The sequence below is a fragment of the Streptomyces sp. NPDC046931 genome, from assembly GCF_040644655.1.
Classification (GTDB): Bacteria; Actinomycetota; Actinomycetes; order Streptomycetales; family Streptomycetaceae; genus Streptomyces.
In genome coordinates this window covers 35,530-47,961 of record NZ_JBEYWX010000041.1, presented here as the reverse complement: position 1 = coordinate 47,961, position 12,432 = coordinate 35,530, and the positions used below count along the sequence as shown (strand labels likewise).

Sequence of the window (12,432 nt, the reverse complement as noted above, 5' to 3'; positions counted from 1 at the left end):
GGAGTGCACGAACGTGAGGTGACAGATTCATGTCTGTTTCTCGTACGGCGGTTCGCCTGATCGCCATCTGTGTGGCTTCGTCGCTGCGCTCCAGCCCCTGAATCCGCGCTCCGCGCGGGCAGCAGCTAGAGGGAGGGGTGGCCGGGGGCGGTGACAGCAAGAACAGGGGTGTCTGACGCAGACTCAGGCTGAAGGGTGAGCAGACGTGCATCAACTGATGCAGCATGTGCCTTTGGCGGAAACAGGTCACACCCCGGGTGTGCTTCAAAACGGGGACTGGATCAACTCTGGAAACATACCCACTCGGGGCGCCGTTTAGGGACGCCACGGTTCGCGTGTCCCCGCGCGAATTGCCCGCCTCTGGCGGTGGGTTATGGAACGGGCCTCCGGCCACTCCATAACCCTGCGTGCCTCCCGGCACGGAAAAGTAGGAGGAGATGGTTTGTGCCTCCGTGGAGGAGAGAGGAGGACAGAGGGAAGGGCAGAGAGCTGGACGACAGCAGTGGACGGGTGACGAGCCCTCCGGGCCCTGACCTCACCCCTCCCCCACCCTTGCCGTGCCCCAGGGCCGGACCAACCCCAGCGCGGCGCGGCGGCGCCAGTCGACGCGCAACCAACAGCAGGCCGCCCCCGATCCCCGAAGCCCGCCGCCCCACCCACCACCGCACCCCATTCCTCACTCTCCTTCAACCGGTACGGGACAAGTGGCAGCAGAGGGGATGTCAGCCGCCCAACCATGCCCTTGCGGGCCGTTGATGTGGGGTTTTGCAGAGGCCGGCCGCGAGGCCGCGCAACGTCGAGCGCAACACCTGGCGCAACGTCAGGGGGCAACATCTACCGCAACCCGGGGCGCAACAGGTCTTCCAACTCCCACTTACACGTACTAGTATGTGAGTTGCCGGGGGGAGGCGACCCCCGACACACGCAGTGATCGACGAAGGGGAAAGCCAAGTGGAAATCCAGATCTCCGACGGAATCGTCCGCCGGGTGCGCGGCGGTAAGGACGCGCCCATGACCGGCCTTGCAATTCAGGCCCGCACGGTCGCGAACTTCCTTCCGCTTATCTGCGAGCGGGCCGGGGCGAGCATCGTGCACAACTCCGACGCGAATTACACCGGAATTCGCTTCGACACCAAGGTCGGCCCCGTTGTTCTGGAAATGCCGTCGGGTGACCGTCCTTACCGGCTCGTGCACGAACTGATCGAGCCGGACGAGAAGGGCCGCACCGAGGTGGAGATGCGCCGATTCCCGCAGATCTACAAGCCGCGCGGAGTCGCGCACATCACGGCCGAGTTTCTTCGGACGCGCGGATTCCTGAAGTAATCCGCGAGAGGGCGCCTTGGCGGGGCGCCCCCTTCCAGACCCGGCAGTGCAGAGACGACGAAGGGGAGTCATGGAAGACACTCGGATTGGGCATCGGGCCGAGGAGATCAGCGCCCCGATCACGGACGCCGAGCGGGAGCAGGCCGCTTATGCGCTGAGGGAGTTGGCGCGTAGCGAGAGCGACCCGAGCGCGCTCAGGGTCTCTCACGAGCAGTTGGCTTTGGTCCGGCCGTTCTTCGAGTTGGGTTGGGCCATGGGTGTGCGCGGCGGGCATACGGGACCGGCCCTGGCGGATGTGCCTGTGGACCCGCGCACGGTGTCAGCCGCTTTCGTGCTCCTGATGACGGAGCGGATCACGAGCGCGCTCGCGGTTGCTGTCGCAAGGACTTTGGACCCGCAGGACGCTGGGCCGGTTCTGTGGCAGAAGGTCGACTATCACGGCAGCCTGACACAGGTTCACGGCACGTACTGGGTGAGCGCCATCCACGCGCACGCCGACCCGTTCGGCGAGGCGCCTGAACTGCGCTACGACCTCAGCGCGATGACCGGCCCGACGCCCGCCATCGTGGCTAGGAACGTGCGGCGGTGGAGCCTGACACCGTTGCCGATGTACCGCAGGTTCGCCTAAAAGCGCTGGTCAGGGGTGGCTTCACACCAACCAAACTCACACTAGTATTGGAGTTGTTCGGGGGTGGTGGCCCCGCCCCCGAACCGCAGGAATCAACAGCGTCCGGGGCGGTGGCCCCGACCCGGACGCCAACGAAGGGGAACCCCGCATGACTCAGCAGTTCGCCGAGCGCGCCACCAACGTCGCCCCCTCTGGCGCCCGCAACGCCGATCTCTCCGACATGGTCCGCATCCTGGAGGACCAGCAGCGCCGCAAGCTGGACGTGATCGCCCCCGCCGCCGCCCTGCGCTTCCGTGAAGGCAACGTCCATGTCGAGGGCGTGGAGTCCCTGATCACCGAAGACGGCGTGTCGGACGTCGACGGCATCTACCGGCCCACCGCCGTCGCCGACGAGGGGATCTCCGACAAGCTGCGCATCCCGCTCGCCTACCTGCGCCGCATGCGCGCCGACAACGTCCCGCTCCTGGACGAGAACGTCAACGCGTGGCTGCGCCAGGAGCCCGAGCGCAAGTTCATGCTGCGCGCGTTCCGGGGCGAGGTCGGCCCCGGCATGCCGCCTACCGAGGGCGTGGCCCGCGCGTTGCTGTCCGACAGCTACAAGCTGATGGACAACTTCGACATGCTGCTGGCCGCCCTGGACGGGGTGCAGCAGTCCGGCCACCCCACCCGCGTGACCGGATGCGACCTCACCGACCGGCGCATGTACGTGCGCGTCGAGTCCGAAGCCGTCGCCATCCAGGCCCGTGCGCTGCTGCGTGGCTACCGCTCACCGTTCGACGGACGCAGCGGTGACGAACTGCCGATGATCTCCGCCGGTTTCGTCATCACCAACAGCGAGGTCGGCGCCGGGGCGTACACCATCACCCCGCGCGCGGTCATCCAGGTGTGCCGCAACGGACTGACCATGGCCCAGGACGTCATGCGCGCCGTGCACCTCGGAGGCAAGCAGGACGAGGGCGTCGTGTCCTGGTCCGGGCAGACCCAGCGCAAGACGCTGGAACTGATCACGTCCAAGACCGCCGATGCCGTGCGCACGTTCCTCTCTCGGGAGTACGTCGAGGCCAAGGTGCGCGAGATGGAGGCCGCCGCCGGTAAGCCGCTGGCCGAGCCGACGAAGACGATCGAGTACGTCACCAAGACGCTCAGCATCGCTACCGAGGCCAAGGACATGATCCTGGCCCACTTCATCCGGGGCGGTCAGATGACGGCCGGAGGCGTGATGCAGGCCGTCACGTCGACCGCGCAGACCCTCACCGACGCCGACCAGGCCGCCGCCCTCGAAGCGCTCGCACTGCCCGCCCTGACAGCCGCCGCCACGCACGGCTGACCAAGCCCCCGTGCGGGCCGGGAACCTCCCCTGGCCCGGCCCGCACGGGCCCCACGCCCCGCCCCCAGCACCGGGCGGGCACCCCTCCGGACCGCCCGGGGGCCCGCCCGGTCCCAGAGCGCTCCGCGCTCCCCCACCCGGCCAGGGAGCGCGGAGCGCGCCCGCCCCGCCCTCTGCCGCGTAGCGGCAGCGCGACGCGTCTGCGGAGCAGACCGCGCGCCCAGAAGAACCCCCACCGCGCCACGAGACACGTGCGCCGGCCCCCGGTGCTCACCGCCCCGTCCGCAAGGAGTACCCGCATGCCCGCACACCCGGAGCTCATCCGCCCCGACAATGCCGCCATAGCGGCCGCCATGAGCCGCGCCCTGACCGCGCTTGCCGCCCTGGTCCAGGCACTCGGCGACGGCGAGCACACGATCAACCTCGTGGCCGAACGCACCGACGACACGTTCGTCCAGGCTCACGCCGACCTCTCCGTCGGCACCGCCCCGCTGCGCATGGCCGTGCTGGACGAAGACGACTACTGCGCGCTGCGCACGCTGCTGGTCTTCGCGCTGGAGGGCAGCACCGTACGCATCGCCGTCCTGGTCGCCACCACGGCCGCCGAGCCCCACCCCCGCGCGTGCGGCTGGACCGTGCGCAGCAGGTGGCTGCACCCCATGGACACAGCCGAGCTCCAGCAGGCCGTCATCCCGTGCCCCGGCGTCCCCGCCGTACGGCGCGAGGTCTACGACGCGCCGGTCCTGACGCAGATCCCCGACACCGACGAGGAGGGCCCCTGTGGCTGACACGGCCGCCGTCACCGCCGACGGCATCTGCACCAACATAACCCCGGTCCCCGGCACCATCCGCACCATCAACGCCAAGAACACCGCCCGAAGTTCTTCCATCTGCACGGCCGCCGCTACGGCGCATGCCCATGCGGCAAAGAAGTGTCCCTGACCGAGCGGGACAACCTGCGCCGCCACAAGCCGCCGCAGGAGTAACCCCACGGACGCCGTTCCCGTCTCCCCCTTCCCCTCAGGGGAGGCGGGAAGGGCCAACTCGGCCAGAGCGCCGCTGGCCGAAGACCTGCCGCTCCGACGCCCGCGCCCTCCCCTTCGGCGAGCGCGGGGCGGCAGGCCCCAGCCCACCGAACCGAACCGAACCGCCGAGGAGCCGCAGCCCATGACCAGCCCGAGCCTGACCATCGACACGCCCGCCGGCCCCGTGCGCCACCGCCGGCCCCCGCCAGAACGACGCCGTCGTCTTCGAGCTGGGCGGGACGATGCCCGGCAGCGTGCACGTCACCGGCACCCACCGCCCCCACCGCTGGGACCAGTTCACCGCCGTCCGTGCATGTCTCGGCCCCGTCAACGCCTACCCGACCACCGCCCCCGCCGACGACCTGCCGCGGCTCACCCGCAGCCGCACCGGCTACCGGGGCAGCCTGACACTCTCGACGACGACACCCACCGCCCCCAGGTCACGGTGGGTCCGATGGAGTCCGCCGACGGACACGAGCCGTCCGAGAAGACGTCCCGCAGCACGGCGTGTTTGTCTCCGCCTCCGAGCAGACCGGCAACGAGGGCACGGGCGCATAGCGGGAAGCCCCGCCCATCCGCCGCGGGGGAACGACGGACGGACGGGGCAGCATGGGGTGTCAGCGTGCGGTCACGCCCAGGTGAGGCGCTGTCCCTCGGGGCCGACGTGCAACCGCATACGGTCGGCGGACGGGCGCCCGTCCGCCTGCCACTGTGCAAGGCGCTCGGTGATCTCATTCCACAGGCGCACCGTGCCGCCCTGCCGCACCATCCACCGCGCGCCGTCTTGGAAGACGACCGCCCATGCCTGGGCGTCCACGTCGATCACGACGTGTTCTGTCCGGCCGTCCCGTTCCAGCGTGAGCCGCTGTGCACGCGGCGCGGCGAACTGTGCGACGAACCGGGCCGTCCAGTCGTCGAGCACACCCGCACCCAGCTCGGCGGGCACCGCGTCGCCCTCGCCAAGGTTCGGCAGGATGCCCAAAGGGGGCGGAAGGTGGGGGCGTGCCAGCATGAACGAGACCTGTCCGCCGAGAACCGGGCCGCTTGCCGTACCGTCGTCGGCGACCGTGAGCCGTACGAGTTCGGATGCGTGCATCCACCCGCCGACCGTGACCAGGACCTCACCGCCGGGCCGTGTCTGCGCGAGCCAGTCAGCCGGCACACTGTGCACGCCGCACGTGGCGATCACGCGGTCATACGGGCTGCCCTCCTTGTAGCCCGCCAGTCCGTCACCGACCACGCGCGCAGGCCAGTAACCGGCGCCCGCGAGTGCCATTCCGGCACGGGCGGACACCTCGGCGTCGACCTCGACCGTGGTCACGTTGTCCTCGCCGACGCCATGGCACAGCAGCGCGGTTGAGTAGCCCGTGCCCGTGCCGATCTCAAGGACACGCGTTCCTTCGACCGCCCTCAGGCCTTCGAGCATCCGCACAACCAGACTCGGCAGGGTGGACGACGACGACGGGGCCGCGGCGATGCGCCCCTCGACCTGGTCCGGGAAGACGCCCCCGGCCACCTGGGTGACGAGGGTGTCGTCTTCGTAGATCCGCGCGAGTCCTTCCGGTGAGTCCCCGGCCGCGGGCCGGTACCAGCCGTCCTCTTCGTACTCGAACCAGCCGCGCGAGAGGAACGCCTCGCGGGGCACGGACATGACGGCCGCCTCCCATTCGGGGCTGCGCAGGGCACCGGACTTGGACAGACGCCGCGCGAGATCGGCCCGCAGGTGTTCCGAGTACTGGGGGTCAGTCATGCTGGCTCGCTCCGCTCTCCAGTAAATCCGCGATTGCGTGTGTGATCGGCAGTCCGGCCGCGTCTTCAAGCCACGCCCATTGGCCATTGGGGTTGCACTCCAGGAACCACCATGCACCGTCCGCGGTCACGGCGAAGTCGAAGGCTCCGAAGCTCAGCCCGAAAGCGGCCAGGAACCGCACCAGCGCCCCGCGTATCTCGTCCGGGCAGGCGACCGGCTCATAGGTGAGACTCTGGTACTCGGCCCTCCAGTCCACGACTCCGGGAGGGGCGGTAATCCGGGCGCTGAGCACCTGCTCGCCGACGACGACCGCCCGCACGTCCGCCACCTTCGGCACCTGCACTTGAAACAGGTGCGCGCTGTGGCTCACCGCGCCGTCGATCTCGCCCGCCTCGACCGGGGCGGCCCAGATTCCGGCGGGCTCGCCCTCGACCTCGTACACGCCCGCGTGCAAGGGCTTGTAGATGGTCGGCTGCTCGGCGCAGAACGCCTTGGCCTCCCCCGGGTCGTTCGTGATCAGGGTCGCTGGGACCGTGAGCCCTACCCGGGCCGCCGCCTCCAACTGCGCGGGCTTGTACTCCGCCCGCGCGATGGCCTGCGGGTGACTCAGGTAGAGGCACCGCGGCAGCGCGCCCAGCACGCCGCCCAGGCCGCGCCGATTCTCCTGCGCCGCGAACCGGGCCGCCTGCTCACCGCTCGCCGTCGGGTAGGGGCTCGGCCGACGGTGGTACAGGGCGCGTACGGCGGAAAGATCTGCCGTACGCGCCCCGACCGACAGCCGCCCACCCCATCCGCCCGCCTCGATACGCGCGGCGAGCACCACGGGTGCCGGGAAATCGCGCCCCGGGTCGAACCGGAGGACGGGCACCCTGCGCCGGTTCAGTTCCGCGATGACCAGATCAGCGGTTGCATCCTCGTACTCCGTGCAGACCAGCACCGGGCGTCCGTCCATGGCGCTACCCCCTAGTCCTGTGTCGCGTCGTGGCCGGAGTCGGTATCTACCTTGCCGTCCTTCCCGACCTGCGTCGGCGGGTAGGTGTTCACGCTGGAACCGTGTTTGCCGAGTTCGGCCGGCATCATCGCTCCGTCCTCCCCGACCCATCGGCCGGTCTGCGTGGCCGGGTCAATGCCCGCGTACCGCCACAGCGAGGGAGAACCGTTGCGCAGCGGAGCCATACGGCGCAGCCCCCACGGGACCGGTGCAATGGTCTCCGTATGTGCGAGGCTCGTTTGCAAGTCTCCTCCTTGGTCGCTTCGTACGGTGGCTGTGTGCAGGACCCGCCCCGGCAGGCGCTCGACCTGTCCAAGGGTTACGGGCGGTGATCCAACCGAGGCGGGGTAATACCCGCGCCCCTGCCGGGGTTCGTGTGGGAGAACCAGTTGACAGGTCTCCCCGGCAGGGGGCGGAGTCTTCAGCGGCGGGATAGTCGGTGACGGCCGCCGGACGCACCCGCGAACGGCACGCGCGCCAGGATGCGCATGGGCGTCGGGTCGGGCTCGGCCCAGCTGGGCGTGCGCGCGGCGCGCCCACACGGTCCAGCCCCGGCCCGAGTTGCCCAGCTCGTGAGCAACAGCGACCGCGCCGTCAGGATCGTCGATCGGCTCGTCACAGGCACAGCACACGCGGACCTGCGCGGTCACGAGGCAGCCTTGCCGAGCTTCTCGAAGTCGTCGCACAGAGCATTGACAGCGCGGGCCAAGCGCCGGGCGTACGCGACGTCTCCACCCGGCGCGGGACTCGGCGAGGCCCTGAGCCTCTCACGGGCCTCACCCAGGCAAGCGAGCGCGCAATACCGGGGAATGCTGGACTCCGGGAGCCGCTTGGCCAACCGCTCGACCTGCGGCATCAGTAGCTCCAGATGCCCCCGCAGCACAGCGGTCAGCGTCCTCACTTCCTCCGCCGCCGGCGGCAGCACGTCCGGGACCGCGTCCGGATCAAGCAGGCGATTCACCGTCCAGCGCATGCCCTCGACGTCCAACGATCCGACGTCGCCGGCTTTCTCCACGGCGCCGGTCATTCCATCATCGCCTGCCCGGCCCGACAGCGCGGACACACGCACGGCGGATCCAGGGACGACGCCGTGCTGTCGCCGTCTTCGACGGCCGCCACAATGCCGCGGTCCTGGGTGACCAACCCATAACGGTCCACCCGGTAGACACGAATCCTCAACTTGACCCCGGACCGCTCCGGGCCCGTACTCTCCGTCACTGCCCTGGCCATGGCCCCGGCGACCGTGCACACAGTCGCCGGGGCCTGCCGGGGTTCCCCGAGAGCGTTCACGCAGCGGCCGCCCTGCCACAGCACCCGCCCGTGACGATCGGCCACACGCGGGTGTTGCCACGGACCAGTACGTGTCCCGCCGCGCGCAGTGTCTTGCTGACGACGCAGTCGAAGCAGGCCTCGCCGTTGAGTCGGACGAGACTCACGGACACGTCTATGACCGTCGGCGTGAGCGGGGGTGCGTCGGGCATTCCCTTTCCCATCTGCTGGTTCCTGCGCATGCCACAGATGGTGAGGGCAAACGAGGGCCACAAGTACCCCGACGAGGGGTAGTTGAGGTAGTGCGCCTAGGTAGCGGCGCACCACTCCGCGAAGTTCGTGAGGCTCTCCGCGCTGGCGCGCTTCAGCCGCCGCAATGTGGCGGCGTCCTCACGGACCCAGGGGTGTTCGCGGGTGTGCTGGGGGGCGATGTGGCGGGCAGCCTTCAGCGACTCGAAGGCCTCGTCCGGGAGCCCGGCCCACAGCTGGGCGCGGGCCAGTTCGATAAAGAAGCCACTGCTGCGTTCGGCTGGCAGGTCCTTGGGCGGCTTCCACTCGCTCGCTACGTCGAGGGCCCGACCAGCGTGCTCGTCTCCGAGACTGACGGCCACAGATACCTCATGGATACGCACCGAATCGGGGCCAAAAGCGGTGCCGCAGTACACGCCCTCCGGCACCTGGTCGGCCAGCGCTCGCGCTTCGTCGAGGTGGGTGGCCGCGGCGGCAGCGTCGCGCGCCCGGCCGGCGATGACAGCAGCCCGCATGTGCAGGGCACCACGCGCGGCGGTCTCGGGTGCCGTGCTGGGGGCGGGCGCGGCGTCCATAGCCAGTTCCAGGGCGCGCAGCCCGGGAGCATGAGCGTGCGCGGCGAAGAACGTCTCGGTCCGTACGTAGGCGACGGAAGCCGTCAGGAGCGGATCACCGGTCTCGGAGACCGCCCAGCGCATGAGTTCGATGAGACGCGCGGACAGGTCTCGGGCACCGAACTTGTAGGCCACGGCGTCGGCCGAACGGTAGGCCCGCACCAGCAGTTCCGCTAAATCAGCTCGCGCTCCCGCGGGGGCCTGGTGGTAGGCGCGGGCGAGTTCGGCGAGCAGGTCAGGGAGCTTGCGCACGATACGCGTGTACTGGGCTGCCAATCTCCAGCGAGCGGCTTCGGCGACGGCCGCCCGCAGTTCGCTGAGGGGGCGCACCGGACCGTCGTCGGGAAGGTCGTAGGCGGCGATCGCGGCGGACAGTGCCGGCAGGCCGTCGTGGACGCTGGTATGGGCTGGGCCGCGGTCCCTTCGGAGCCGGACTGGGTCAACGCCAAGGGCGTCCGCGATGGCTTCGAGGGTGGAATCGCTGACGCCACGCTCGCCACGCTCAATCTTGCGGATCGTGCCGAGCGCGACACAGGCAGCCTCGGCGAGCTGCTCCTGCGTCATCTTGGGGCGCATGACGCTGCGGTAGTAGGCGATCCGGCTGCCTACTCCGCCCCTGGTGGATGCGGGCATACTGGCTCCAGTTCGGTGCGTCCACTGCGAACCGTACCCGCGCCAAGACGCCGCGTGTACATGAACGGTCCCACTGGCCTGGCTGGGGGCCGTTCCATGCGCAGGTCAGACCGCGACGATCTCAGCGAGCTGGGTAAGGCTGTCGATCCGCCAGTCCGCCGCCGCCACCACCTCCGGGTCGTCTGCCCACAGGTGTCCCCATGGCCCGCGCCGGATATGCGCCACGCGCAGCCCTGCTGCCTTCGCAGGGAAGACGTCGTTCGCCGGATGGTCGCCGACGTACAAGGTCGCATCCGCAGCCGCCAAGGCTACCTCCAATACCCGCTGGAAGAACTCCGGTTGAGGCTTCGCCACACCCCAGTCCCCGGAGGTCACGATCAGGTCCACCGGAAGCTGCAGGTCGCGCAGCAACTCGCCGGCCCGGGACGTCTGGTTACCGGCGATTACGACGCGCACACCGACCTCCCGGAGCGCCGAGAGTGCCGGACGTACATCGTCATAAAGGTCGCCTTCGTCCAGGTGCTCGCCACGGCCGGCGGCTTCGCGAGCCTGGTACTCGGCAACAATGTCGATACCCGGTCGAGCAAGGCGGACAGCGTCCGCATTGTCGCGGCCCTGAGCGACCACGGCTCCCACAAGGGCGGAGAGAGTGTGACGAGGGATACCGAGCCAGTCGGCCCAGCCCTGCCAATACCGGTCGTCGCGCGTGATGGTCTCGCCGATGTCGAACACGATGGTCTCAATCACCCTTGGAGCCTACGGCGCGGCCCTGCTCGGGTTCCGGGGCAGACGCCCTCACCGCGCAGGCCGGATCCCACGCGGAAGCACCGTGAGTGGACTCAGGTAACACACCTTTATTTGATCCTCTGGTGCGCGACGCGCTCCGCCGCCTTGCGCCCAGGGCCCTGGATGCCAGGGAGGAGTGGCGTCAGGTCGTCATCGACCGGGTCTCGGAGTTCGCGGCCGCGCAGCTCAGCGACGGCCGCCCGGTGGTCGCCGCGTACTTCACGACGACGGAGCGCCGGACCGCGGACGGCATGCACGTCGGATGGAGCCCGTTCGTCGCGGCGCTCGCGAGCACCGGGGACGTTCCGGATCTCAGGTACACCCGCCCGTATGTTCCGCAAGCGCCCAGCGGAGATCCCGCGTCTACACGAACCGGCGCGTCCGAGGGTCCACCTTCCCCAGGGTGCACGCCCAGAACGTCATGTCGATCATTCCGAAGGTCAGGCGCAGCATCAGCCGGACCAAAGAGATTGCAAGCCCCAGCACTACCGGCCCGCCTTCCAGTCGACGTCCAGGACCGCGGCGTGCACGGCCGCGACGATCAACGTGAACACCAGCACGCCGCCGGACCAGTTCTTCGCGTTGCCGACCAGTGACGCAACGATCGGCGTGCCTCAGGCGAAGACGGCGTAGAGAGCCGGCACGTACATGGCGACGACCCGCTTCTTCGCCGCGATGAAGAACAACGGCGGCGCCAGCAGACCAAAGGACCCCACGACGACCACGAGCCACACCACCTTGTGCACGGTGGATGAGTACATGCGGGCCCGGATCGGCGCGTTGACGTACGGATTGCTCATCGTCCCCCCTTGCGCAAACCGAGAGCCCAGTGTGACCCACGACACGCCTGCCTGTAAGGGGTTTCACGAGGCTCGCGGGACAGTGAACGCCTCAGCGCTCCCACACGTCCGGTCCGCCGCCCCGCCATTCCACCCAACCCGCGGACGCTACGTCCTCCGGCTGCGGCTCTACACCTTCCAGGCCCGCGCGGCGCAGGAACTCGGCGACGTCGAGCAGCGTGTACGCCATGCCCACGAACTGGTTGTCCACACGCACACGCCGACCGCCATCCTCGGCGGGCGGGTAGACGATCACACGCGGCCCGGCCATGAGATCAGCCTCACGCGCGGAACCGATTCGCGCACGCGGACAACGGCCGTCAGGGCGAGTAACCGGTGGCACCTGGGCGAAACCGGCCGTACCATCCCGCCGCATGAGCGACGACAGCGAGTCTCTGCGGCCTCGTAACCCCTTCCTCGAAGCTGTCGGCAGCGTGACCATCGCCGGAGCGCAGCTGGACTCAAGCCTGCACCACCTCCTCGGCTGGATAGCCGACGAGCCAACACTCCTCGCGTACGCCAACGCCGGGAGCACCGACCAGCTGATACAGCTGTGCCGCTTGGCCCTCGCCGTCAGCCTCACCATCTGGCCGGACGACAAAAAGGCGATCGAGGCATGCCTAAAGCGCGCCGACGATCTCCGCACGCGACGGAACGATGTAGTGCACTCCCTCTACTTCCAGGTAGAGGCCAGCCAGCACGTCAAAGCGAGTAAGCCGATTCGAAAAGGGTTCGGGTATAAGAGCACGAACATCTCTCTCGAGGAGATGGAGGCCGTCGCTGACGAGGTGCAGAAGCTACGCGATGACATGTACGTCGCTGGGTGGAACGCTGTAGCTGTCCAACGTGGAGGACGGCGTGTCCCCACCCGCGCGGAGATCGAAGCAGCCGTCGCCGCAGCAGTCAACGAGGCGATGAACAAGGCCGGAGACGACTCGGCCTCAGAGTGACCGTGAGAGAGTTCCTCGCCGATCCCGGGGTCCGCTCAGCTGCTGCAC

15 protein-coding genes are annotated in these 12,432 nt (G+C 69.2%); 6 read left to right on the top strand and 9 right to left on the bottom strand.

All coding sequences use genetic code 11. From position 1 onward, the window contains the following. Window positions 1-951: 951 nt before the first annotated feature. The 5 genes from ABZ876_RS37715 to ABZ876_RS37695 all read left to right on the top strand — a co-directional run bounded on the left by ABZ876_RS37715 (window position 952) and on the right by ABZ876_RS37695 (window position 4,220). Entirely contained in the window at window positions 952-1,323 is a 372-nt protein-coding gene (locus ABZ876_RS37715) for a hypothetical protein (protein WP_361790472.1), read from the top strand. A 70-nt stretch (window positions 1,324-1,393) separates the two neighbouring features. After that, on the top strand, window positions 1,394-1,951 hold the full coding sequence (locus ABZ876_RS37710; protein WP_361790469.1) for a hypothetical protein: 558 nt from the start codon (window positions 1,394-1,396) through the stop codon (window positions 1,949-1,951). Between the two features lie 148 nt (window positions 1,952-2,099). Then, window positions 2,100-3,278, top strand: coding sequence for a DUF932 domain-containing protein (locus tag ABZ876_RS37705; RefSeq protein ID WP_361790466.1), 1,179 nt, complete (start codon window positions 2,100-2,102; stop codon window positions 3,276-3,278). A gap of 299 nt (window positions 3,279-3,577) precedes the next feature. Further along, complete coding sequence (locus tag ABZ876_RS37700; RefSeq protein WP_361790463.1) at window positions 3,578-4,066, top strand: hypothetical protein; 489 nt, start codon at window positions 3,578-3,580, stop codon at window positions 4,064-4,066. Then, window positions 4,059-4,220 (top strand): hypothetical protein, encoded by a 162-nt coding sequence (locus tag ABZ876_RS37695; protein WP_361790460.1) that lies wholly within the window; start codon window positions 4,059-4,061, stop codon window positions 4,218-4,220. Before ABZ876_RS37700 ends, ABZ876_RS37695 begins: the two co-directional genes overlap by 8 nt. Window positions 4,221-4,931: 711 nt before the next feature. Here ABZ876_RS37695 and tgmC read toward each other — a convergent pair. From tgmC to ABZ876_RS37650, 9 genes are all read right to left on the bottom strand, one after another. Next, complete coding sequence (gene tgmC / locus ABZ876_RS37690; RefSeq protein ID WP_361790457.1) at window positions 4,932-6,053, bottom strand: ATP-grasp peptide maturase system methyltransferase; 1,122 nt, start codon at window positions 6,051-6,053, stop codon at window positions 4,932-4,934. After that, window positions 6,046-7,005: an ATP-grasp ribosomal peptide maturase gene (gene tgmB, locus ABZ876_RS37685; RefSeq protein WP_361790454.1), complete on the bottom strand. Its 960-nt coding sequence runs from the start codon at window positions 7,003-7,005 to the stop codon at window positions 6,046-6,048. The genes tgmC and tgmB overlap by 8 nt, the downstream gene beginning before the upstream one ends. Window positions 7,006-7,016: 11 nt before the next feature. Then, window positions 7,017-7,289, bottom strand: coding sequence for a putative ATP-grasp-modified RiPP (gene tgmA / locus ABZ876_RS37680; protein ID WP_361790451.1), 273 nt, complete (start codon window positions 7,287-7,289; stop codon window positions 7,017-7,019). Window positions 7,290-7,690: 401 nt separating this feature from the next. Next, the gene (locus tag ABZ876_RS37675; RefSeq protein WP_361790448.1) at window positions 7,691-8,071 is read right to left on the bottom strand and encodes a DUF6415 family natural product biosynthesis protein; all 381 of its coding nucleotides are present in this window, start codon (window positions 8,069-8,071) and stop codon (window positions 7,691-7,693) included. A 259-nt stretch (window positions 8,072-8,330) separates the two neighbouring features. Beyond that, window positions 8,331-8,555 (bottom strand): hypothetical protein, encoded by a 225-nt coding sequence (locus tag ABZ876_RS37670; RefSeq protein WP_361790445.1) that lies wholly within the window; start codon window positions 8,553-8,555, stop codon window positions 8,331-8,333. Window positions 8,556-8,621: 66 nt separating this feature from the next. After that, window positions 8,622-9,809 carry a helix-turn-helix transcriptional regulator gene (locus ABZ876_RS37665; RefSeq protein ID WP_361790442.1) on the bottom strand — a complete coding sequence of 396 codons (1,188 nt, stop codon included), beginning with the start codon at window positions 9,807-9,809 and terminating at the stop codon, window positions 8,622-8,624. 105 nt (window positions 9,810-9,914) lie between these two features. Further along, window positions 9,915-10,556: an HAD family hydrolase gene (locus ABZ876_RS37660; RefSeq protein ID WP_361790439.1), complete on the bottom strand. Its 642-nt coding sequence runs from the start codon at window positions 10,554-10,556 to the stop codon at window positions 9,915-9,917. A gap of 653 nt (window positions 10,557-11,209) precedes the next feature. Next, entirely contained in the window at window positions 11,210-11,395 is a 186-nt protein-coding gene (locus ABZ876_RS37655; RefSeq protein ID WP_361790436.1) for a hypothetical protein, read from the bottom strand. Window positions 11,396-11,486: 91 nt separating this feature from the next. Further along, a complete protein-coding gene (locus ABZ876_RS37650; protein WP_361790433.1) occupies window positions 11,487-11,705 on the bottom strand; it encodes a hypothetical protein in 219 nt (72 codons plus the stop codon). A 103-nt stretch (window positions 11,706-11,808) separates the two neighbouring features. On the opposite strand from ABZ876_RS37650, the gene ABZ876_RS37645 reads away from it, so the two are divergent. Further along, entirely contained in the window at window positions 11,809-12,384 is a 576-nt protein-coding gene (locus ABZ876_RS37645; RefSeq protein WP_361790430.1) for a hypothetical protein, read from the top strand. The last annotated feature ends 48 nt before the right edge of the window (window positions 12,385-12,432 follow it).

Bases quoted from the DNA above. Each gene is read 5' to 3' on its own strand.
- ABZ876_RS37710 (WP_361790469.1), top strand. From the start codon at position 1,394: ATGGAAGACACTCGGATTGGGCATCGGGCCGAGGAGATCAGCGCCCCG.
- ABZ876_RS37705 (WP_361790466.1), top strand. From the start codon at position 2,100: ATGACTCAGCAGTTCGCCGAGCGCGCCACCAACGTCGCCCCCTCTGGC.
- ABZ876_RS37700 (WP_361790463.1), top strand. From the start codon at position 3,578: ATGCCCGCACACCCGGAGCTCATCCGCCCCGACAATGCCGCCATAGCG.
- tgmC (WP_361790457.1), bottom strand. From the start codon at position 6,053: ATGACTGACCCCCAGTACTCGGAACACCTGCGGGCCGATCTCGCGCGG.
- tgmB (WP_361790454.1), bottom strand. From the start codon at position 7,005: ATGGACGGACGCCCGGTGCTGGTCTGCACGGAGTACGAGGATGCAACC.
- ABZ876_RS37675 (WP_361790448.1), bottom strand. From the start codon at position 8,071: ATGACCGGCGCCGTGGAGAAAGCCGGCGACGTCGGATCGTTGGACGTC.
- ABZ876_RS37670 (WP_361790445.1), bottom strand. From the start codon at position 8,555: ATGCGCAGGAACCAGCAGATGGGAAAGGGAATGCCCGACGCACCCCCG.
- ABZ876_RS37665 (WP_361790442.1), bottom strand. From the start codon at position 9,809: ATGCCCGCATCCACCAGGGGCGGAGTAGGCAGCCGGATCGCCTACTAC.
- ABZ876_RS37655 (WP_361790436.1), bottom strand. From the start codon at position 11,395: ATGAGCAATCCGTACGTCAACGCGCCGATCCGGGCCCGCATGTACTCA.
- ABZ876_RS37650 (WP_361790433.1), bottom strand. From the start codon at position 11,705: ATGGCCGGGCCGCGTGTGATCGTCTACCCGCCCGCCGAGGATGGCGGT.
- ABZ876_RS37645 (WP_361790430.1), top strand. From the start codon at position 11,809: ATGAGCGACGACAGCGAGTCTCTGCGGCCTCGTAACCCCTTCCTCGAA.